This is a genomic window from Azospirillum sp. RU38E, from assembly GCF_900188385.1.
GTDB lineage: Bacteria > Pseudomonadota > Alphaproteobacteria > Azospirillales > Azospirillaceae > Niveispirillum.
The window spans coordinates 105,245-127,050 of sequence record NZ_FZOI01000016.1 but is presented as its reverse complement, the minus strand read 5'-3'; the positions used below and the strand labels follow the sequence as shown (position 1 = coordinate 127,050).

Below are 21,806 nucleotides of genomic sequence, written 5' to 3'. Positions count from 1 at the left end.
TGACGTAAACGTTAACCGCTGGTGCCAAACAGGTCCGGCCCATTTTCCGTTGCTGCCATCATGTCGGCCGGATCGGGCGCATGGGGATCGCCGGCGGCCGTCTGACAACCCAGATGCGGCAGGGCGATGGCCCGCATCCCGCCCAGCAGGGTCCGCTGCACGATGACGCCGCGCTGTTCCATATAGGAGAGCAGGCGGCGTGCCCGGCCGGGGGAGCGGCTGCCGCAGGCCCGCGCCACCTCTGCATCCGACGGGCAGGGCGCCTTGGCGATGGCGGCGCGGGCCAGCAGCAGGAAAACCCCCTGCATATCCTCGGGCAGGCCGGATGCCGCCTGCTCCGCCTGGGCCCATTCCGGCTGGTCGGTGCTGCCGGCATCCACCCCGGCGCGGATCACCGACAGGCGGCGGCGGAAGCCCGGCATATCCAGCGCTTCACCGCGCAGCCGGTGGATACGGCAGCGGACCAGGAAATCCTGATACAGCACGGCATCGGTGCGGAAGGCGGCTTCCGGATCGGCCAGCACCTCGCGCAGCACCTCATCCAGTTTCTGCTCCATCTCCTCCGCCGACAGGGCGGGCGGTTCCGGGTTGGCGGCGGCATTGGCGGCCATTTCCGCCTGGCGCTGCCCGGCCAGCCGCAGGGCGGCATTGATGTCGGGGGCGGCCTGCGGCGGCGGGCGTTTTGCCACCGGCATGGGCGTCGGGGCAAATAGCTCATCCGCCGTCGGGGTCAGGATCAGGTCGCGGGCATCGGCGGGCGGCTGATCGGGCAGGGGCATCAGCTTGGGGCTGCCGCCCCGTCCCGCCGTTTCCACCACCCCGATTCGCACCGGCAGCGGCCGGCGTGACATCGCCGGGCCCAGGGCCACGAAATGGCCGCGCTGCAGGTCGCGGAACATTTCCGCCTGCCGGCGTTCCATGCCCAGCAGGTCGGCGGCGCGCGCCATGTCGATATCCAGGAAGGTGCGGCCCATCAGGAAGTTACTGGCCTCCGCCGCCACATTCTTGGCCAGCTTGGCCAGACGCTGGGTGGCGATGATGCCGGCCAGCCCGCGCTTGCGGCCACGGCACATCAGGTTGGTCATGGCGCCCAGGCTGACCTTGCGCGCCTCGTCCGACACCTCACCGGCGGCGGCGGGCGCGAATAGCTGCGCCTCGTCCACCACCACCAGCATCGGATACCAGTAATCGCGCTCCGCATCGAACAGTCCGCCCAGGAAGGCGGCGGCCAGACGCATCTGCGCCTCAATATCCGCCCCCTCCAGGCTCAGCACCACGGAAACGCGGTGCTGGCGCACGCGGGCGGCCACACGCTGAAGCGAGACTTCCGTATGGTCGGCGGCCTCCACCACCACATGGCCGTATTTGTCGGCCAGGGTGACGAAATCCCCTTCCGGATCAATGACGCATTGCTGCACCCAGGGCGCGCTCTGTTCCAGCAGACGGCGCAGCAGGTGCGACTTGCCGGAACCGGAATTGCCCTGCACCAGCAGGCGGGTGGCCAGCAATTCCTCCAGGTCGAGCAGTGCCGGGCGGTTTTCCGCCGTCAAACCCATGTCGATGCCGACCTGCATCCGCCCATCACTCCGTCAGTTCCGTTCGAAGCAGCCTTCTATAGCGCAGGAAGGCCGCTGACGGGGAGGGGGCGTTGGGGGGAGGGGGCGGGGGGCAGGGTTGTGCCGGCCATGGGGGCAGGGCGGTGGCGCGCCTATCCGAAGCTTTGCACCAGACTGCCCACCAGCAGATACCAGCCATCGATCAGCACAAAGAAGATCAGCTTGAAGGGCAGGGCGATCATGGCCGGTGGCAGCATCATCATGCCCATCGACATCAGCACCGACGACACCACCATGTCGATGATCAGGAAGGGCACGAAGATCAGAAAACCGATCTCGAATGACCGTTTCAGCTCCGTCAGCATGAAGGCGGGGATCAGCACATGGATGGGGACATCCTTCGGCTCCGCCACCGGCGGGGTCTTGGAAATATCCATGAAAAGCTGCAGATCGCGCTCGCGCACATGGCTGGTCATGAAGGCATGGAACGGCTCGATGGCGCGCTTGAACGCCGTCATCTCGTCCACCTCCTCATTCATCAGCGGCACGATGCCGTTCTGATAGGAGGCCTGCAAGGTGGGTGCCATGATGAAGAAGGTGAGGAACATGGCCAGGCTGACCAGCACCTGATTGGGCGGCACCTGCATCGTGCCCATGGCGGAACGCAGGAAGCTCAGCACAATGGTGATGCGCACAAAACAGGTCATCATGATCAGGATGCTGGGCGCCAGTGACAGCACCGTCAGCAGAGCGACGAACTGGATGATGCGGCCGGTGCTGCTGGGCCCGTCACCCATATCCAGCGAGAAGCTTTGTGCCGCCGCTGGCAGTACCGCCAGCAACAGCGCGGGCAGCGCCAGGGCCAGCCCGCGCAGCCAGCCGGGCATCGTTGTGAAAAGACTCATGGCTTGTCCCCCTGGCTGCGTTTCAGCAGTGACAGGAAGCTGGGGGCCGGGGCGGGGGCCGGTGCATCGGCAATAACGGGCGGGCTGATGCCCGTCTCCACCACCCGGTCATCCCCCATGCCCAGCAACAGCAGATGTTCCACCCCGTCGCGCTTCACTAGCACCAGCCGGCGGCGCGCATCCAGGGGCAGCACCTCCACCACGCCCAGCCGGCGGGCCGCACCCCGGCGCTGCACCGGCAGGCCGGCATTGGGGCCGAAGCGCCGCAGCAGGAAACCGAACAGCCCGATCAGCGCCAGCACGAAGACCAGGGCCGCGACAAAACGGATGTAACTATCCCCGCCCATGCTCAACCTTCCTCGCTGCGGCGATAGGCGGCGGCGGCGCGAATGCGGGTGGAATGGGTTTCCGTACCTCCCAGCTTGTCGCCATGCACTTCCCGCAGGGCGGTGGAAAGCTGTTCCAGTGCCAGCATCACCTGTTCCAGCTGTGGCAACAGCGCGCGGGCCTGTTCGGGCGGCAGGCCCAGGGCGGCATCCAGAATCGGCTTCACCTCCCGCTCCAGCCCGGCCAGATCCACCATGTCGCCATTGCGCACATTGGCGGTGCTGGCCGTCAGCAGGGCATCCAGGCTGGCCAGCGTGTCGGCGATATCGGCGGCGGCAGGGGGCAGGGGTATGGTCATGGCTGCGGTCTTACAGGATCGTCGGGGCCGGTGGAAGGGCCGGCCGCAGCCGGCCCGCCATTGGCGCGGTAAACATAGGCAAGAATTTCCGCCACGGCGGCAATCGCCTCAATGGGGATTTCGCTTTCCACATCCACAGCGGCAAGAATTTCCGCCAGATCGGCATCGGTGCGCACCTTCACCCCATGGGCAAAGGCCAGTTCCAATATCTGTTCCGCCACCGCGCCATGACCGCTGGCCACAATGCGCGGCAGGGCCGGATCGCCCGCTTGATGGCGCAGGGCGACGGCGACCTGTCGTTTCTGCCTGGGTTCTTCGGTATCGGCCAAAGGCAAGCTTCCCGGCAAGGGAGGGCGAAAAGGATACAGAGCCAACAGGATAACAGAATGGCCGGCCCCGCGACAGGCCGGCCAGCGGCATTTGCGCTTTATTAACCGTGGGGTTGGAGTATGGTGATGAGATGAGGTGTGAAGGGTGCCAACCCCTTGCCCCCATCGGTCGGCATATGAAGATGCGGCCAGCCTGCCAGAATGGCGCGTTTTTTGCTTTCTATTCTGTCAGGCATATGATGTCCGGCCCGCTGGGCCGATGATGGGGATTGGATCATGGATCTGGGCGATACCGGCTTGTTCCGCATGATGAACGACAAGATGGCCTGGCATAACCAGCGCCAGGAGGTTTTGTCGCAGAATGTGGCCAATGCCGACACGCCGCATTTCCAGGCCAGCGACCTGACCGCTTTCGACTTCAAGAAGCAACTGCGTGCGCATCAGCAAATGGGGCTGGCTGGCAGCAAGCAGGGGCATCTGGCCAGCACATTGCCGCAGCAGGGGCCGTTCCAGGCCGATAAGGAACGCACCCCTTATGAAACGGCGCCCGATGGCAATGGCGTGGTGCTGGAAGAACAGATGTTGAAGATCGGCCAGAACGCGCTGGAATACCAGACGGTGACCAATCTTTACCGCAAGCAGGTGGGGATGCTGCGCACCGCCATGACGGCGCCGCGCTGATCGGCCTGACGCGATAGGGGAGGGATAAGATGGACCTGATGAATTCCATGGCCTTGTCGGCCGCCGGCATGAAGGTGCAGGGCACGCGCCTGCGCATCATTTCCGAAAATCTGGCCAATGCCAATTCCACCGCCCCCTCGCCGGGTGACCTGCCCTATCGCCGCAAGGTGGTGCTGTTCCAGAATGCGCTGGACAAGGAAATCGGGGTTGAAAAGGTCAAGGTGAAGAAGATCGATGTGGATCGCAGCGACTTTCCCCGTCGCTATGATCCCGGTCACCCGTCTGCCGATGCCGATGGCTATGTGCTGACGCCCAACGTCAATTCGCTGATCGAGGCATCGGACATGCGGGAGGCCCAGCGTTCTTATGAGGCCAATCTCAATACCATCGACGCCACGCGCCAGATGATCATGCGTACCGTCGACCTGCTGCGCGCCAACTGATTTCCCTCCCTGAACGGCCGGGCGGCCCCATGGTTGCCCATGCTCGTTAGAAAGCCGGATCACCGCCATGGCCATTCCCTTCTCCAACGCCGCTGCCGCCTATGCCAATGCCGCCCAGCGCGGGCTGACCGCCCCCGGTGGCTCCGCCAAGGCCGGCAATGCGGACGGCGCCTCCTTCGGGGATGCCTTGAAGGAGGCGGTGGAGACATCCATCAACACCATGCACAAGGGCGAGGACATGACCGCCAAGGGCGTGGTGGGCAAGGCTGATCTGGCCGATGTGGTCAGCGCCGTGACCAATGCCGAAATGACGTTGCAGGCGGTGGTCAATGTGCGCGACAAGGTGATCTCCGCCTATCAGGAAATCCTGCGTATGCCGATGTGACGGCGGGCCTGTTGCCGGCGGTGCGGTACAAGGGGAAGGAACCGCCGGCATGACCGAGGCGGAAGCCATTGACATTGTGCGTGATGCGCTTTTTGTCACCATCATCGTCAGTCTGCCGCTGATGGCGATTGCCCTGGTGGTGGGCTTGGCCATTTCGCTGTTCCAGGCGCTGACCCAGCTGCAGGAACAGACGCTAACCTTTGTGCCGAAAATCCTGATCATGTTCGTCGCCATGGTCTTTCTGCTGCCTTTCATGCATGGGCATCTGAAGGTCTTCACCGAAGGGCTGATGGACAAGATCATTGCCGTTGGTACGGCCCGCGATGGGGATGATGGCTGATGCAGCTTGACCAGCTGATCGCCGGCTCGCTGTTTGCCTTTCTGATGGTGTTCATGCGGGTCGGTGCCGCCATGCTGGTGATGCCGGGCTTTGGGGAGCCGTTTGTCTCCGCCCGCATCCGGCTGCTGTTCGCGCTTGGCGTCTCCTATCTGCTGATGCCGGTGCTGCTTTCTTCGATGCCGCCGCGTCCCGCCACGGTGGGCGGGATGCTGACCCTGATCCTGGCGGAAACACTGACCGGGCTGTTTTTGGGCACCATTGCCCGCCTGTTGATGTCATCGCTGGAAACGGCGGGGATGCTGATCGCCAATCAGGTGGGCCTGTCGGCGGCGCAGAGCTTCAACCCGGCCCAGGCCACGTCCGGCAATGCGCTTTCGTCGCTGCTGTCCATGCTGGCGCTGGTGCTGATCTTCGCCACCGACCTGCACCATATGCTGCTGCTGGCTGTGGTGGACAGCTATACGCTGTTCGCGCCGGGTGTCTGGCTGCCGGTGGATGATGCCGCCCAGCATATGACGCGGGTGATGGCGGATAGTTTTCTGATTGGGATGCAGTTGGCGGCCCCCTTCACGGTGATCGGCCTGCTGTTCTATCTTGGGCTGGGGCTGATCGCCCGTCTGGTGCCACAGATCCAGGTCTTCTTCGTGGGGATGCCCTTGCAGATTATTTTCGGCATGTTGTTGCTGGGGCTCAGCCTCAGCGGCCTGATGGTGTTCTGGCTGGCCCGGTTCGAGGGCCACCTGATCAACATCCTGCAGCCGTGAGCCGGGGAGGGACGCCATGGCCGAGGATCAGGATGATGACAGCAAAACCGAAGAACCAAGCAGTAAGCGCCTGGCCGATGCGCGTGAAAAAGGCCAGGTGCCGAAATCCCAGGAATTCAGCCATCTGTTCGTGCTGGGGGCCAGCCTGGGCCTGATCCTGTTGATCCTGCCCTGGTCGTTCCGGCGCATCGATGCCTCGCTGCTGCCCTTCATTGAACAGCCCCACGCCATCCCCATGGATGGCGGCACGCTGGAACTGATCCTGCGCGATCTGGCCATGAGTGTGGTGGGGGCACTGGCGGTGCCGCTGCTGCTGTTGATGGTTGCGGGCGTTCTGGCCTCCGTGGTGCAGGTGGGATTCCTGGTCACCACGGAGAAATTCCTGCAATTCGATTTCAGCCGCATCAACCCGCTGACAGCCCTGGGCCAGAAATTCTCCATGAAGAATCTGGTGGAGTTTCTGAAGGCGCTGGCGAAACTGGTGATTGTCGGCATTGTCGTCTTTGTCATGCTCCGCCCCCTCTGGCATTCGGTCGATCATTTCATCGCCATGTCGATGATCGATATTGTGCGGGAGACCCAATCGCTGGCGGCCCGCATCATTTTTGCCGTGCTGCTGGTGCTGCTGGTGCTGGGCGGGGCCGATTATCTGTACCAGCGCTATACGTTCATGCAGCAGATGCGCATGACCAAGCAGGAAGTGAAGGACGAGTTCAAGCAGGCGGAAGGCGATCCGCTGATCAAGGGCAAGATCCGCCAGCTGCGCATGGAACGCGCCCGCAACCGCATGATGGGCAATATTCCCACCGCCGACGTGGTGGTCACCAACCCCACCCATTACGCGGTCGCCCTGAAATATGACCCCGCTGCCATGGGGGCGCCGACGGTGGTGGCCAAGGGGGTGGATCATCTGGCCATGCGAATCCGCGAACTGGCGGAAGAACATGATGTACCGCTGATCGCCAACCCGGCCTTGGCTCGCGCGCTCTATGCCACGGCAGAAGTCAATGAGGAGATCCCCGCCGACCATTACAAGGCGGTGGCGCAGATCATCTCCTACGTGTTCAAAATGAAGCGCAAACCCCTGCCGGGCTGACACACAGTTGCGATGCGTTCGCCTCATCGCAACTGTGTACGGCGGCGACTGCCGCCGCGCGGCCTGTGCCGCGTGAAGCCAAGCCGACGGATGTCGGCGCCGGCGCTTGAGGGCATTGCTCAGAACCTATAGGTTCTGAGCAATGCAAATGAGTTAAGCCTTGGCACCCTTGTCAGGAAGAATGCAGACGTGAGCAGGCGTGCCAGAAAATTCGCCCTCCCCACCGATATGCCCCCGGCGCGGCTGGTGGGCGGCGGCTTGACGCTGCTGGTGCTGGCCGGGGTGGCGGGGCTGCTGCTGATGGGCCGGGTGGAAGGACCGCCGCCGGCGGAATGGCCGGGGGGGCTGCGGGCTGGGCTGCTGATCTGGACCTTTTCCGCCCTGCTGGTATTTGGTGGGCTGGTGCTGGGGCGGATGCTGCTGGCCAGCATTGCGACGACGCAGGCGCAGCGGCGCTTATTTTCCCGCACGCTGGAGGCCTGCCCGCTGCCACAGCTGCTGACGGGGCCGGATGAACGGGCATTGGCCTATAACCCGGCTTTCCGTGATCTGGCCCGGCCGGGTAAGACACCGCCGCTGACGGCGCTTGCCAGCCGCAGCCCCAGCCCAACCGCCGGGGTGGAACTGACCCGGCTGGCCGCCGCCGCCGCGCGCGGGATGGCGGGGGGGGTGACGCTGTCCTTTCCGGATGCCGCGTCAGGCCAGCTGGTGTCTCACCGCGTTTCCGCCCGGCCGGTGGAGGGGTTTGCCGGTCATATCCTCTGGCTGGTCCATCCCGCCCCGCTGACTCTGGCAGAGCCGACGCCGGTATCGCCCCCGCCCCTGGCCGTCGATTCCGCCCTGGCGCAGCTGGAACGTCGGTTTCAGCGGCTGTTTGACTATGCGCCCATCGGCATCGTGCTGCTGGATGCAGATTTGCGGGTGACGGAGTGCAATGACACGGTGCTGGCCCTGGCCGGCATCCCAATGGCAGAGGTGGCGGGCCGGTCCGTCGGCCTGCTGTTCCAGCGGGAAAAGCGCGCCGACTCCCAGGCCCGCCTGCTGGCCCTGCGCGATGGGCGGGATGGGGAGGTGCCGTTCGAGGTCCAGCTTCGCGGGGCGCCGGGCCCGGTGGTGCAGGTCTATGCACGTCCGGTGGAGGGGGAGGCGGCGGGCGATTGCGGGCTGGTACTGCATATCGTTGACATGACCAGGCAAAAAAGCTTGGAGGCGCAGTTCGTCCAGTCCCAAAAAATGCAGGCCATCGGCCAGCTGGCCGGCGGGGTGGCGCATGATTTCAACAATCTGCTGACCGCGATGATCGGCTTCTGTGACCTGCTGCTGCTGCGGCACAAGCCGGGCGACACCTCCTTCACCGACATCATGCAGATCAAGCAGAATGCCAACCGGGCCGCCAATCTGGTGCGCCAACTGCTGGCCTTCTCCCGCCAGCAGACCTTGCAGCCGCGCGTGCTGTCGGTCACCGATGTGCTGGCGGAGCTGTCCAATCTGCTGCGCCGGCTGATTGGTGAGAATATTGAGCTGCGGATGCTGCATGGCCGTGACCTGGGGTTGGTCAAGGTGGATCAGGGTCAGCTGGAGCAGGTGATCATCAATCTCTGCGTCAATGCCCGCGACGCCATGCAGGCGGTGGGCGGTGGCAAGCTGACCATCGTTACCTCCAATCTGGCGCTGGGCGAGCCTGTGAGACGGGCAGCGGATCTGGTGCCTGCCGGCGATTATGTGGTGATCGAGGTGCTGGATACCGGTATCGGCATTCCGCCGGAAAATCTCGAGCGGATATTCGAACCCTTCTTCTCCACCAAGGAGGTCGGGTCCGGCACGGGGCTGGGCCTGTCCACAGTCTATGGCATTGTCCGCCAGACCGGCGGCTTCGTCTTTGTCGACAGTGCGCCGGGGGACGGCGCCAAGTTCAGCATCTATCTGCCCCGCTTCAACGAGGCCGATGCGACGGTCAGCGTTGAAAAGCAGGAGCGCGGCAGCTCCGACCTGACCGGCATGGGCTCCATCCTGCTGGTGGAAGATGAGGATGCCGTGCGCATTTTCGCGGCCCGCGCCCTGCGGAACAAGGGCTATCACGTCATCGAGGCGAAATGCGGGGAGGCCGCACTGGGACTGTTATCGGCAGACAATCCCCCGGCGGTCGATCTGATCGTGACCGATGTGGTGATGCCGCAAATGGATGGACCCACCATGATCCGGGCCGTGCGGGAAACCATGCCTGACGTAAAGGTAATCTTCATTTCCGGCTACGCTGAGGAACGGTTCCGCAGCACTTTGGGCAATGATGAGAAGGCGGAGTTCCTGCCCAAGCCCTTCAGCCTGAAACAACTGGCGGCCAAGGTGAAGGAAGTGATGGAGGTCGATTGATCCCAACCCGCCGATGATTGGCCCTTTGGCACGCTGCAAGTCGCGGCCAACTGGCTGTGGGACCATGACATCTTCCCGGAGGGGCGATGATCAGGCTGGATTTTGTTTTCACGCCAACGCCGGGTGGGGGAAACGGCGCCAGTGGTTTGCTGCGCCCGAGCGCCGCGTCGCTCATGCCGCTGGTATGATGTCCGCCGACGCCCACAGCTCGACACGGATATAATGTTAGCAAAAAAAGCTGCGGCATATTGCTATGCCGCAGCGTCACGCAGACGTCCTGTTAAGTCAGGCCGTTAAAAGCTCTTAGTCAGCGTTATGTAAACACGGCGGCCGACAAAATCATACCCGCTATAGAGCGGAGAATTGCCAACGCGATTGTAAGAGACCTTGTCCCCGACCAGACCGGAGGAGATCTTAGGCGGCTCGCGGTCAAAGATGTTCCGGATACCGGTGACCACACTCCAGTCGTCAGCCTTATACTGGACAGAGAAGTGATGCAGATCGTAATCGCCAACCTTGGCAATATACGGATCTGTCGCCGGATCGATTTCCAGCAGCTCGTTGCTGTTGGTGCCGGAAATCCATTCGAACCCGTAACGGAAGCTCCATTCATCAACGCGGTAGGTCAGATCACCCGTCAGGGAGTATTTCGGCGTGTTCAGCGTGCCATTATATTCCGTGAAGGGCTCATCGGGGAAGGTCTTGCCCTTCTGATCGATGAACTGGGTCAGCGTTGCATTCAGCGTTGCCGTCCCGGGGCCAACCTCGTTGGCGTAGCGGATCGTATAGTCGATCCCCTTAGTAAGGGCCGACGCGATATTGGTGTAGCTGTCCGACACGATCAGACGGTTTGTCCCGGCTTCACGCGAGGAAATCAGACGGCACAAACCGCCGGCTCCACGGAAACCAGAGGATTCGTAGCAGCGAGTCAGGATCTCCGTGCCGCCGATGCGCTCGACGCCATTATCGATCTTGATCTTGAAGTAATCTACGGCGAGCGAGAGATCACCCAGTTCCGGGGCCAGCTCAGGCTGGATGATCGTGCCGATGGTCAGGTTCTTTGAGGTTTCAGCTTCCAATCCCGAGGCAGCCCCACCCTTGGAATCGACCTGAATCCCGCTGGTGGCCTGGAAGTCCGGTCCCAAACCTTCAGCCGCGCAATTTGCCCGCAAGGCCGCACTCTTGCCGGCTGCACCGTAATTGTTGCAAGGATCGGTTTGCGAGCTGAGGAAGCCGGAAGTGGCGCCCTGGAATTGCTCAAACAGCGCAGGTGCGCGGAAGGAGGTGCCATAAGACGAACGAAGTGACAGCCAGCCTGTCGGTGCATAAACACCGCCAACCTTGTAGGTCCAGTCCGAACCGTAGGAATCGTAACGGGTATAACGGCCGGAACCGCTGAAGGTTAGCTCCTCGACCATCGGCAGATTGGCCAGTACCGGAACCTCAACTTCGCCGAACACCTCGTAGACGGAGTCATCGCCACGCGTGGGAGCAGAGGAGGTGAGGTTGAACAGATTGCTCAGCTGGCTGTTGATATCTGGCGTATCGTCGATTTTCGCTTCACGATATTCCGCGCCGAAAGAACCCTGCACCTTGCCGGCCGGAAGCTCGAAAAGCGGGCCGTCCAGGTTAATGGAAGCAACCTTTTCATCATACTTGGTATGGCCCAGAACGCGCTGGAACACATAATTGGACCAGTCCTGCGGCAGATTGCCACCGATGGTCGCGCTGTTCAGCACGGGGGCCGGGATGCAGCCCAGAGCGGGGTTGGCAATGTTCGCGGCGCAGGTAACGCCGGCGCCATTGGCCCCCGGGCGCACCAGGGCTGCATTGAAGCCCGTCGGGGCGGCGACGACGTTGAGTGTTTGGGCCAACCGGTCGGTCAGGAAGGACTGCTGCTCATAGGTCGCGTCGGACTTGGAGTAGCTGAACGACAGATCATAGCGCCAGCCCGCCAGCGGGGTGAAGTCACCACGGATACCGGCGTTGGCCTTGTAGAAATCGACCGTCTGCTCGCTGCGATCATTGCCGAAGCCGATGAAAGCGCGCACACCGACCGGCGAGGTTCCGGTCAGATTGGTGGGAACGGACGAGAAGGTCGAGCCCTGCAGATTTGCCGGGATGAGGGGGCTGCCCTTGATATAATCCAGCGACAGCTGCCGATAGCCAACCTGCGACGATTCGCGACGGTTGTATAACAGCTCGCTATAGATTTCGGCTTCGCCCAGGATGTCCGTCTGATAGGAGCCCTGACCAAAGGCGGTGTAGGTCTTGGCCGGGGAGATCAGCGAGCGCTGCAATGTCCGCGGGTCGAAGGTATCGCGCACATTCAGATTGTTCGCGCCGCCGCCGACACCTTCAAAACCAACCAGACCGGTGCCGATGGCCGAGTTGGGGCGCCAACGGTTAAAGCTGCTGCCCACCGAACCCGGTGCGCCAACGCCTGCCTGCGTGTTGGTACCAATGGTATTGATCGTCACACCGTTGGAGCCGGTGCCGGTGATCGGGTAGCATTTCGGCTTGCCCGTCATCGGATCGATATAATCGGTCGTCTTTCCGGTGGTCGGATCAAAGCGATAATCCAGATTGCAGCGGGTCCAATCGCGATCAGCCAATGTCAGGTCACGACGCTCATAATATTCCAATGAGCCGGCCACTTTCCAACGATCGCCACTGGTACCGCCGACAATGGACGAGCGGATTTCTTCGCCACCATCTTCCAGGGGGCGGTTGTAACGGCCTTCAACGGTCACGCCTTCGACATTTTGCAAGGTGACGACGTTGATAACGCCGGCGATCGCGTCCGAACCATAAATGGAGGAAGCGCCGTCGCGCAGCACTTCAACGCGCTCAACCATGGCGTTGGGTAGCACATTCAGGTCAGCGGACCCGATGGCACCGCGCGTGCCAGCAGGGGCCACGCGACGCCCGTTGATCATGACCAGGGTCCGTCCGGTGCCCATGCCACGCAGCGAGACGGTATTGGCGCCAGGGCCACCCTCGGTGACAAAGCCGCCATAGGCATTATTGATCTGTCCCGAGCCGTTGGTGATGCCCGCATTCTGCAGCATCTCAGCAGTGGAGGTCATCCCTGCCAGTACGCTGTCTTCACGGCTGATCACCTGGATGGGCGACGGTGAATTGAAGGTGTCGCGGCGGATGCGCGATCCAACAACCACGATTTCCGATACTTGGTCGGCGCTTGCATTCTGAGCGAAGGCAGGCGCTTCGATCATCCCCACGCTTCCCAGAGCCACGCCAAGCAGTAGTGCGCCACGCAGTGAGTGGCTACGATTGCCTATCTTTTTCATTGTCCGTCTTTCTTTTCTTTTCGTAACGGGCCCCGCAAGAGGCCCAAAATTACCATGCCTTGGAATTCAGCCATCTCATTTGCAGTGACGCAACCATATCGTCACAAAAGCGGAAAACTCGTAACGCGCTGTTGCCAATGAAACACAGTAGGAGAAAACCATGAAATATAAGAATATCGTTGGTTTTAATTTTGTATGTTAATTTCATTCATCGCAGCAGTTGTATTATTTTCTCAAAAAACTCAACTCAAAAAGAACTGCATCTATTTTTTCCGCCTGTAGAGGTTTTTTATATGATTACATAAAATAAAAACGCCTTTTCAGATAGACTTTAAAATTTATAAAAGCAGTTTCATTTGTTTCTGCATGAGCAACTGTGCACGAATAAAAAGGCGGCTTGGCAATTCAATTTGCCAAGCCGCCATCACCATAGACCGAACTTCCCCGTTGAGGATAATCACCGGGCGCGCATTGCAGCGCGAAGCAATCAGCCTTCAGCCTGACGCTTCATCCAGCCTTCCATCCACTTGATATCGTAATCACCATTGATGAAATCCTGCTCGGCGATGATACGCTGATGCAGGGGGATGGAGGTATCCACCCCGGTGATGACGAATTCTTCCAAGGCGCGGCGCAGCCGCATCAGGCATTCGTTACGCGTGTTGCCGTGCACGATCAGCTTGGCGATCATGCTGTCATAATAAGGCGGTACGCGATAGCCGTCATACAGCGCGCTGTCCACGCGCACGCCCAGGCCACCCGGCGCATGGTACTGGGTGATCTGGCCGGGCGATGGCATGAAGGTGACAGGGTTTTCCGCATTGATGCGGCATTCGATCGAATGGCCGTGGAAACGGATATCCTGCTGCGTATAGCCCAGCGGTGCCCCGGTGGCGACGCGGATCTGCTCCCGCACCAGATCGACACCGGTGATCATTTCCGTGATCGTGTGTTCGATCTGCAGGCGGGTGTTCATTTCAATGAAATAGAACTGCCCGTTCTCGTACAGGAACTCCATGGTGCCGACGCCGCGATAGCCCAGCAGCTTGGCAGTGCGGGCGGCCAGCGAGCCCACCTTTTCCCGCTCCTCGGCATTCAGGGCCGGCGACGGCGCCTCTTCCACCACCTTCTGATGCCGGCGCTGGATGGAGCAGTCACGCTCCCCGAAGTGCACCACATTGCCGTGGTGATCGCCCAGCAGCTGCACCTCAATATGGCGGGGGTTGGCGAGGTACTTTTCCAGGTAAACCTCGTCATTGCCGAAGGCGGCACGCGCCTCACCCCGGGCCAGCTGATAGGCTTCCTTCAGCTCGTCCCGGCTGAAAGCCACCTTCATGCCCTTGCCGCCACCACCGGCGGCGGCCTTGATCAGCACCGGATAGCCGATCTGGTCGGCCACGCTGGCCGCCGTCTCAAAACTGTCCACCGGACCGTCAGAGCCGGGCACGCAGGGCAGGCCCAGCGAGATCACGGTCTTCTTGGCCGTGACCTTGTCACCCATGATGCGGATATGGTCCGGTGTCGGCCCGATCCAGGCGAAGCCATGCTCGATCACCATATCGGCGAACTGGGCATTTTCCGCCATGAAGCCGATGCCGGGATGGATGGCATCGGCCCCGGTGATAGCGGCGGCCGACAGGATCGCCGGGATGTTCAGATAGCTTTCCTTGGCGGATGGCGGACCGATACAAACGCTTTCATCCGCCAGACGCACATGCATGGCATCGGCATCGGCGGTGGAATGCACCGCCACCGTCTTGATCCCCATCTCGCGGCAGGCGCGGTGGATACGCAAAGCGATCTCGCCGCGATTGGCGATCAGCACCTTGTCGAACAGCCCTTGCTGGGTATTCGCGCTCATCGTGCGATCACTCAATGATCAGCAGCGGCTGGCCGAATTCGACCGGCTGCGCGTCGGAGACCAGGATCTCGGTCACGGTGCCGCCCTTGGCGGCCTTGATCGGGTTCATCACCTTCATGGCCTCGATGATCAGCACGGTCTGGCCGGCCTTCACCACATCGCCCACCTTTACGAACGGCGTGCCGCCGGGTTCAGAGGCGGCATAGGCGGTGCCGACCATCGGCGATTTCAGGGCGTTCGGGTTCTGGGCAGGGGCCACGGCGGGGGCAGAGGCCGGTGCGGCGGCGGTGGCCGGTGCGGCGGCCAGCGGGGCGGCCGGCATGGCGTAAGCGGCCGGGTAGGCCGCAGCAGGGGCCGTGCGGCTGAGCCGGATGCGGCGTTCGCCTTCCGAATATTCCATTTCCGTCAGGCCCGACTCCTCCAGGAGTTTGGCCATGGTCCGCACGAACTCGGCATCCAGATCGAAGCTCGACATGGTGTTCTCAACCTTATCCAATGGCTTGCCTCAGGCGCCCGGCCGGTTCGCGGCATCAATCAGCCGGCAGGCGGCCTGAAGTGCCAGAACATAACCGTGCGAGCCGAGGCCGCATATGACCCCGCGCGCGACCATCGACACATAGGAATGGTGTCTGAACGGCTCGCGGCGGAAGATGTTACTCAGATGAACCTCGATGACCGGCAGGTCAACCGCCGACAGCGCATCCATGATGGCCACCGACGTGTGGGTATAGGCGCCAGCATTCAGCACAATGGCATCATGTTCGCCCCTTGCCTCCTGGATCCAGGTCACCAGCTCTCCCTCATGGTTGGACTGGCGGAAATCCATGTCCACACCTAAGCGGGCTGCCTCTGTCTGGCACAGGGTTTCGACATCGTCCAGCGTTTCCGCGCCATAGATCTGGGGCTCGCGGGTGCCGAGCATGTTAAGGTTCGGCCCGTTCAGGACAAGAATCGAAGGTTGGATCGCCAAAGTTCAGTCGCCCGCTATTGTCACCACAAGGAAGCGGGGCGGTTATATCACGGCCATGGATTGGGGCAATGGCCGCGATAAAACACCCGGTTTCCTGGTTTACCTATAGGTCAGCCCGCCTTGTCGGCCTTCTTGGCCGCACGGGCGGCCGCGAAATAGCTGGTGAATTGTTCGGTCTCAATGGCGCCAGGCACCAGCGTGTCGCCGATGACGAAACCGGGGGTGCCGCGAATACCCAGTTCGCGGGCCAGCGCGATATTGGCGTCGATTTCCGCCTGGATGGCGGCGTCGCCCATATCGGCTTCCAACTTCTTGATATCCAAGCCAACATCGCGGGCCGTGGCACGGATGACATCACTGTCCAGCCGGCCTTCATGCTTCATCAAGGCCGTATGGAACGCCTCATACTTGCCCTGGCGGTTGGCGGCCAGAGCAGCCTTGGCCGCCTCTATGGAAGAGGGGGCGAGGATGGGGAATTCCTTATAGACGACACGGACCTTGCCATCCTTCTTCACCGCTTCCACCCGTTCCGGATGGGTGCGCTTGCAATAGCCGCAATTGTAATCGAAAAACTCCACCAGGGTGACATCACCCTTGGGGTTGCCGCCGACCGGCCCCTTATTCTCCAGGGCGGCACGATTCGCCGTCAGTGCGGTCTTCTGCGCCTGCTCTGACTGGGCCTGTTCCTTGGCCTCCAGCGCGTGCATGGCCTCCACCAGCACTTCCGGATTGGCGATCAGATAATCGCGCACGATCTGTTCCACCGCCTGCCGATCCAGCGGCTTGTCGGCAGCCATGCCGGGCGCCACGCCGCCCAGTGTCAGCAGGGTCACCAGGGGCAGGGCGCAGCCGGCACGCTTCAAGGGGCGGAGACGGCGAAGGGAGAATGGCGTCATTATCGTGGGTCCGTTTCGATTCTGGTCGGTTAAGGCATGTGAGGTGCCCGCTCCAGCGCTGCAACAGCAATACATCTTTTTGCGGTTGTTTTATGGTGCTTGCGTAACATGTCGGCCTATGCGGGAATAGGTTGGATCATCCGTTCCCGACGGATATAACTTTGGGACAGGTTTCGGGACGGGCGAACTTTAACAAGCGCTCTCCCTCTGGGGGGATTTGGGACGGATATGGGCATGAATGACGACGCCTTCCTGTTTCGGGAAGAAACGCCGGACAATTCCGTCGTGCCAGCGCCCTTGCCCCCTTGGCTGATCCTGATCGTCGATGACGATCCTGAGGTTCACGCCATGACCCGGCTGGTCATGAAGAAATTCAGCTATCGCGGCCGGCCGGCGCAGTTTCTCTCCGCCTATTCCGCCGAAGAGGCGTTGCGGGTGTTGAGCAACGATCCCGGCATCGCCGTCATCCTGCTGGATGTGGTGATGGAAACCGATGATGCCGGCTTGCGTCTGGTGCCGCGTATCCGCAAGGATTTGGGCAATGATCTGGTCCGCATCATCCTGCGCACTGGCCAGCCGGGACAGGCGCCGGAGGATGATGTCATCCACGGCTATGATATCAATGATTACAAGGCCAAGACGGAGCTGACGGCGCAGAAGCTGGGCACGGCCACGGTCGCGGCCCTGCGCTCTTACGAGCATATTCTGGAACTGACCCGTTCCCGCAAGGGAATGGAGCGGATCATTGAGGCTTCGGGCAACCTGTTCGCCCTGCGCGCCATCGATAGTTTCGCTGAGGCGGTGCTGCGGGAATTGGCGCGGGTGCTGGACCTGCCCTGTGATGGGCTGGTTTGCGTTGTGCGCGGCAGCACGGCGGCCGATGCGCAGATCCTGGCTGCGGCCGGGCGTCACCATGGTCTGGTCGGTCTGCCCATGGGGCGCAGCGTTGACCCATTGCTGTCGGCGCGAATCGCTGAGGTTCTGCGCACCCGGACCCATCATTACGATGATGGCGATGTCATTATCTGGCTGCGCACGGCGGATGGGCGCGATGCGGCAGCCTGTGTTCATGCCGGTCGCCCGCTGGATGGGCTGGAGCGCAAGCTGGCGGAAGTGCTGGGCTCCAAGATCACCATCGGTTTTGACAATCTCCACCTCTATGAACAGGTGAAGCGGGCCCATAAGGCCGCCGTCATCGCCCTGGCCGGGCTCGCGGAGTATAAGGATCCAGAGGGCGGCGGCGACCATGTGCTGCGCCTGTCGCGGCTAGTGACGGAGATTGCCTTCATTCTGCGCGCCGACCCCGCCTATGCCGGGGTGATCGATGATGATTTTCTGGACCAGATCGCCATGGGCGCCATGCTGTATGATATCGGCATGGTGGGCGTGCCCGACCGGGTGATTACCAAGCGGGAGCCCCTGGATGCGGACGAACGCCAGTTGATGGAACAGCATTGCGAGCGCGGGGCCGCAATCCTGGAGAAGGCCTCCCGCATGGTGGAGGGGAGCAGCTATTTCTCCTTCGGGGCGACGATTGCCCGCTGCCACCAGGAACGCTGGGATGGCAGCGGCTATCCCGCTGGCCTGCGGGGGGAGGCCATTCCCCTGGCCGCCCGGATCGTCGCGGTGGCTGATGTCTATGATGCGCTGACGCATAAGCGCAGCTGGCGGGACGCGATGCCGCTGGCAGAGACGCTGCGCATGATCGAACAGGGATCGGGCAGCCTGTTCGATCCAGCCGTGGTGACGGCCTTCTTCCAGGCCATGAAGTCACGCGGACGCCGGCGCTAACCAGTTCCTGTCCGTCAGCGGTCCAGCGGGCCGGGGATGCCGTTATAACGATCCTGTTCCAGGCGATAGGGATCGTAGGCGCCATCGTAACGGTCGCGATGGCGGCGTTTCAGCTCCATATCCGACTGGGAGACGGCGACGGACATGCTGAAATTCGTATCCGGGCAGGGGTTGGGCATATAGCCGCCCGCCATGGCACGATCGTCCTTGCCATAGGCCAGTTCGGCGCCGACATATTTGCCGCTGACCCCGCCCATGGCCACCCCGGCTTCCACCGTTTTGCGGACTCGGCATTTGGCCTTCTGATCCGCCGCCGCTTCGCCAGCCAGCGGCACCATGGGCAATTGCTGGGCGGCTGTGGGCGCCGCCGCTACCGTGCTGCCATTCTCCCCCGGACGATCCAGCCTGACCCAGCCATTGACGGGCTTGACGGCGGTGTTCTGTCCCCCGACCACGGCATCACCATCCGCCGCCAAGGTCGGCAGTGCCGATGCCAGGGTCAGGAAGCAGCAGAATATCAGGGGCAGGGGGCGCATGGCGGTTCCTAGGCGGAAGGGGTCAGTCCAGGTTACACGGACGCATCGCCCCTGTCCCGTCGGTCTTCCGGGGTAGGCGGCGATGCGGGGATGATCCCCGCATCGCCGTAAAGGGTCAGAACGGTTCGCTTACCTTGGTCGCCTTGGCGGCCGTCTTGCGCGGGGCTGCGGGCTTTTTGGGCGCTGCCGCCGCATCGCCTTTCGCCGCGCTGGCCCGCTTGGGGGCCGCTGCCTTTGCCGTCGCGGTTTTGGCGGTCGCGGCCTTGGTGGTGGTTGCCTTCTTGGCCGGGGCCTTTTTCGGCTTCTCCTCCGTGGTGGAATCCGCGTCCGCCGGGGCGGCGCCCTTCTTGGCACTGTCCTTCGCAGCCTTGGCAGCCAGCAGTTCCACGGCCTGTTCCAGCGTCAGTTCGTCCGACGACATGGCCTTGGGAATGCTGGCGAACAGCTTGTTATGCTTCACATAGGGGCCGAAGCGACCGGACCCGATGCTGATCGGCTTGCCATCCTTGGGATGGTTGCCCAGTTCCCGTCCGGCCACCGCCTTCTTGGCCAGATTGTCACCCAGCAATATGACGGCCCGGTTCAGCCCGATGGTCAGCACATCATCATCCGGCGGCACATTCTTATAAGCGTCGCCATGTTTCAGATAGGGGCCGTAACGCCCGATGCCGGCCTGGATTTCGATCCCGGTGGAAGGGTGCATCCCCACACTGCGCGGCAGCGACAGCAGGGCCAGCGCTTTGTTCAGGTCAACATCCTGCGGCTCCATGCCGCGCGGCAGCGATACGCGCTTGGGCTTCACCTCCTTGGAGGATTCCGTACCCAACTGCACATAGACGCCATAGGGGCCGCGCTTCATCACCACCGTCAGCCCGGTTTCGGGGTCGGGGCCCAATTCGCGGTCGGCATCGGCCTCGCCCTCTTCCCCAGCCACCGCCAGGGGGCGGGTATAGCGGCATTCCGGGTAGTTGGAACAACCGATGAAGGCGCCGGTCTTGCCCAGCTTCAGCGACAGCCGGCCGCTGCCGCAGGTGGGGCAGGCGCGCACATCGATCGGCTGACCGTCAGCCCCGACGCGGGTGGGGAAGAAATGCGGGCCCAAGGCCTCATCCAGCGCATCCAGCACCTGGGTGATGGTCAGATCCTTGGTGCCGTCGATGGCACCCCGGAAATGCTGCCAGAAATCGCGCAGCACATCTTTCCAGTAGATGCGGCCGCCGGAAATATCATCCAGCTTCTCTTCCAGCGCCGCCGTGAAGTCATACTGCACATAGCGGTTGAAGAAGCTTTCCAGGAAGGTGGTGACCAGCCGGCCCCGGTCCTCCGGCTCAAAGCGCCGCTTCTCCAGCCGCACATAATTGCGTTCCTGCAGCACCTGCAGGATCGACGCATAGGTAGAGGGCCGGCCGATCCCCAGCTCTTCCATCTTTTTCACCAGGCTCGCCTCCGTATAGCGGGGCGGGGGCTGGGTGAAATGCTGGTCAGATTTCAGATTGCCGCGCGTCAGGTCGTCGCCATCCTTCATCGGCGGCAGGCGGCGGTTCTCCTCTTCCTCCCCATCATCATCCTTATCTTCCTGATAGACCTTCAGGAAGCCGTCGAAACGGATGATGGAACCGGTGGCGCGGAACACGGCTTCCGCGCCCTTGCTCATGATGTCGACCGTCACCTGATCCAGGATGGCGCTTGCCATCTGGCTGGCCATGGTGCGCTTCCAGATCAGCTCATAGAGCCGCAACTCATCCTTGTCGAGATAGCGGCTCATCTGGTCCGGGCGGCGGAACAGGTCGGTGGGGCGGATCGCCTCGTGCGCCTCCTGGGCGTTCTTGGCGGCGGTCTTGTAGATGCGCGGCTTTTCCGGGACGTAAGCCTCACCCCAGGTCTGGTCGATCAGGCGGCGGGAACCGTCAATGGCTTCCTGGCTCAGCGACACGCCGTCGGTTCGCATATAGGTGATCAGGCCGACCGTCTCACCGCCAATATCCACGCCTTCATACAGCTTCTGGGCCGTGCGCATCGTCTTCACGGCGCCGAAGCCCAGCTTGCGGCTGGCTTCCTGCTGCAAGGTGGAGGTGGTGAAGGGCGCATAGGGATTGCGCTTCACTTCCCGCCGTTCCACCCGGCCCACCTTGAACAGCATCGGGCGGATGCGGGCCAGGGCGGCCTCGGCCTGTTCCTTGTTGGTCAGGCTGAATTTTTCCAGCCGCTTGCCATCCAGCTGGGTCAGGCGGGCGGTGAAGGTGGCGCCATCGTGGGTTTTGAATTCCGCCTCAATGGTCCAATATTCCTGCGGGCGGAAGGCCTCGATCTCCGCTTCCCGCTCACAGATCAGCCGCAGGGCCACCGACTGCACGCGGCCCGCCGAGCGGCTGCCCGGCAGCTTGCGCCACAGCACCGGCGACAGGGTGAAGCCCACCAGATAATCCAGCGCGCGGCGGGCCAGATAGGCCTGAACCAGTTCCTGATCGACGTCGCGCGGCTTGGAGATGGCCTCCAGCACCGCGCTCTTGGTGATCTCATTGAAGGTGATGCGGCGGATTTCCCGACCGGCCAGCCGCTTTTCCTTCAGTAGTTCCTGGACGTGCCAGGCAATCGCCTCCCCCTCTCTGTCAGGGTCGGTGGCGAGGAAGACGCGGGTAGCGCCCTTCACGGCACGGGCGATTTCATCCACATGGCGTTTGGACCGGTCGCCCAACTCCCAATCCATCTCGAAATCCTCGTCAGGACGGACGGATCCATCCTTGGGCGGCAGATCGCGGACATGGCCAAAGCTGGCCAGAACCGTGTAATCCTGCCCGAGATATTTGTTGATGGTCTTGGCCTTGGCCGGGGACTCGACGATGACGACACTGCCAGCCACTGAACGACCCGCCTTTCGAGGGATACA

At 62.3% G+C, this 21,806-nt stretch carries 20 protein-coding genes; 8 read left to right on the top strand and 12 right to left on the bottom strand.

Going from position 1 to position 21,806, the window contains the following annotated elements:
- Nucleotides 1-11 precede the first annotated feature (11 nt).
- The 5 genes from CHB97_RS20725 to CHB97_RS20705 form a co-directional block, all read right to left on the bottom strand.
- Nucleotides 12-1,574: an ATP-binding protein gene (locus tag CHB97_RS20725; RefSeq protein ID WP_089289916.1), complete on the bottom strand. Its 1,563-nt coding sequence runs from the start codon at nucleotides 1,572-1,574 to the stop codon at nucleotides 12-14.
- 134 nt (nucleotides 1,575-1,708) lie between these two features.
- Entirely contained in the window at nucleotides 1,709-2,461 is a 753-nt protein-coding gene (fliP, locus tag CHB97_RS20720; RefSeq protein ID WP_244559637.1) for a flagellar type III secretion system pore protein FliP, read from the bottom strand.
- Nucleotides 2,458-2,808, bottom strand: a complete 351-nt coding sequence (locus tag CHB97_RS20715; RefSeq protein WP_089289915.1) for a flagellar biosynthetic protein FliO — start codon at nucleotides 2,806-2,808, stop codon at nucleotides 2,458-2,460. Before CHB97_RS20715 ends, fliP begins: the two co-directional genes overlap by 4 nt.
- 2 nt (nucleotides 2,809-2,810) lie before the next feature.
- Nucleotides 2,811-3,146, bottom strand: a complete 336-nt coding sequence (locus CHB97_RS20710) for a hypothetical protein (protein ID WP_089289914.1) — start codon at nucleotides 3,144-3,146, stop codon at nucleotides 2,811-2,813.
- Nucleotides 3,143-3,475, bottom strand: coding sequence for an EscU/YscU/HrcU family type III secretion system export apparatus switch protein (locus CHB97_RS20705; protein ID WP_244559636.1), 333 nt, complete (start codon nucleotides 3,473-3,475; stop codon nucleotides 3,143-3,145). Before CHB97_RS20705 ends, CHB97_RS20710 begins: the two co-directional genes overlap by 4 nt.
- A 276-nt stretch (nucleotides 3,476-3,751) precedes the next feature.
- Between CHB97_RS20705 and flgB the strand changes: the two genes are divergently transcribed.
- From flgB to CHB97_RS20670, 7 genes are all read left to right on the top strand, one after another.
- Nucleotides 3,752-4,156, top strand: a complete 405-nt coding sequence (gene flgB, locus CHB97_RS20700) for a flagellar basal body rod protein FlgB (protein WP_089289912.1) — start codon at nucleotides 3,752-3,754, stop codon at nucleotides 4,154-4,156.
- Between the two features lie 29 nt (nucleotides 4,157-4,185).
- A complete protein-coding gene (flgC, locus tag CHB97_RS20695; protein WP_089289911.1) occupies nucleotides 4,186-4,599 on the top strand; it encodes a flagellar basal body rod protein FlgC in 414 nt (137 codons plus the stop codon).
- A 67-nt stretch (nucleotides 4,600-4,666) separates the two neighbouring features.
- Nucleotides 4,667-4,984 carry a flagellar hook-basal body complex protein FliE gene (gene fliE, locus CHB97_RS20690; RefSeq protein ID WP_089289910.1) on the top strand — a complete coding sequence of 106 codons (318 nt, stop codon included), beginning with the start codon at nucleotides 4,667-4,669 and terminating at the stop codon, nucleotides 4,982-4,984.
- 49 nt (nucleotides 4,985-5,033) lie between these two features.
- Nucleotides 5,034-5,324, top strand: coding sequence for a flagellar biosynthesis protein FliQ (gene fliQ / locus CHB97_RS20685; RefSeq protein ID WP_089289909.1), 291 nt, complete (start codon nucleotides 5,034-5,036; stop codon nucleotides 5,322-5,324).
- Nucleotides 5,324-6,088: a flagellar biosynthetic protein FliR gene (gene fliR / locus CHB97_RS20680; protein WP_089289908.1), complete on the top strand. Its 765-nt coding sequence runs from the start codon at nucleotides 5,324-5,326 to the stop codon at nucleotides 6,086-6,088. Before fliQ ends, fliR begins: the two co-directional genes overlap by 1 nt.
- 16 nt (nucleotides 6,089-6,104) lie before the next feature.
- A complete protein-coding gene (flhB, locus tag CHB97_RS20675; RefSeq protein WP_089289907.1) occupies nucleotides 6,105-7,184 on the top strand; it encodes a flagellar biosynthesis protein FlhB in 1,080 nt (359 codons plus the stop codon).
- Between the two features lie 189 nt (nucleotides 7,185-7,373).
- The gene (locus CHB97_RS20670; protein WP_244559635.1) at nucleotides 7,374-9,554 is read left to right on the top strand and encodes a PAS domain-containing sensor histidine kinase; all 2,181 of its coding nucleotides are present in this window, start codon (nucleotides 7,374-7,376) and stop codon (nucleotides 9,552-9,554) included.
- 293 nt (nucleotides 9,555-9,847) lie between these two features.
- On the opposite strand, the gene CHB97_RS20665 is transcribed toward CHB97_RS20670, so the two are convergent.
- The 5 genes from CHB97_RS20665 to CHB97_RS20645 form a co-directional block, all read right to left on the bottom strand.
- Nucleotides 9,848-12,790, bottom strand: a complete 2,943-nt coding sequence (locus tag CHB97_RS20665) for a TonB-dependent siderophore receptor (protein ID WP_200820047.1) — start codon at nucleotides 12,788-12,790, stop codon at nucleotides 9,848-9,850.
- 562 nt (nucleotides 12,791-13,352) lie between these two features.
- A complete protein-coding gene (gene accC / locus CHB97_RS20660; RefSeq protein WP_089289934.1) occupies nucleotides 13,353-14,702 on the bottom strand; it encodes an acetyl-CoA carboxylase biotin carboxylase subunit in 1,350 nt (449 codons plus the stop codon).
- A 31-nt stretch (nucleotides 14,703-14,733) separates the two neighbouring features.
- Nucleotides 14,734-15,201 (bottom strand): acetyl-CoA carboxylase biotin carboxyl carrier protein, encoded by a 468-nt coding sequence (accB, locus tag CHB97_RS20655; protein WP_089289933.1) that lies wholly within the window; start codon nucleotides 15,199-15,201, stop codon nucleotides 14,734-14,736.
- A gap of 30 nt (nucleotides 15,202-15,231) precedes the next feature.
- Nucleotides 15,232-15,696 carry a type II 3-dehydroquinate dehydratase gene (gene aroQ / locus CHB97_RS20650; RefSeq protein WP_089289905.1) on the bottom strand — a complete coding sequence of 155 codons (465 nt, stop codon included), beginning with the start codon at nucleotides 15,694-15,696 and terminating at the stop codon, nucleotides 15,232-15,234.
- A gap of 110 nt (nucleotides 15,697-15,806) precedes the next feature.
- On the bottom strand, nucleotides 15,807-16,592 hold the full coding sequence (locus CHB97_RS20645; RefSeq protein WP_089289904.1) for a DsbA family protein: 786 nt from the start codon (nucleotides 16,590-16,592) through the stop codon (nucleotides 15,807-15,809).
- A 234-nt stretch (nucleotides 16,593-16,826) separates the two neighbouring features.
- Here CHB97_RS20645 and CHB97_RS20640 point away from each other — a divergent pair, with 234 nt between their 5' ends.
- A complete protein-coding gene (locus CHB97_RS20640) occupies nucleotides 16,827-18,383 on the top strand; it encodes a DUF3369 domain-containing protein (RefSeq protein ID WP_160106095.1) in 1,557 nt (518 codons plus the stop codon).
- A gap of 14 nt (nucleotides 18,384-18,397) precedes the next feature.
- On the opposite strand, the gene CHB97_RS20635 is transcribed toward CHB97_RS20640, so the two are convergent.
- Both CHB97_RS20635 and topA read right to left on the bottom strand, forming a co-directional pair.
- Entirely contained in the window at nucleotides 18,398-18,919 is a 522-nt protein-coding gene (locus CHB97_RS20635) for a hypothetical protein (protein ID WP_089289902.1), read from the bottom strand.
- 115 nt (nucleotides 18,920-19,034) lie between these two features.
- Nucleotides 19,035-21,779: a type I DNA topoisomerase gene (gene topA / locus CHB97_RS20630; protein ID WP_089289901.1), complete on the bottom strand. Its 2,745-nt coding sequence runs from the start codon at nucleotides 21,777-21,779 to the stop codon at nucleotides 19,035-19,037.
- Between the last annotated feature and the right edge of the window lie 27 nt (nucleotides 21,780-21,806).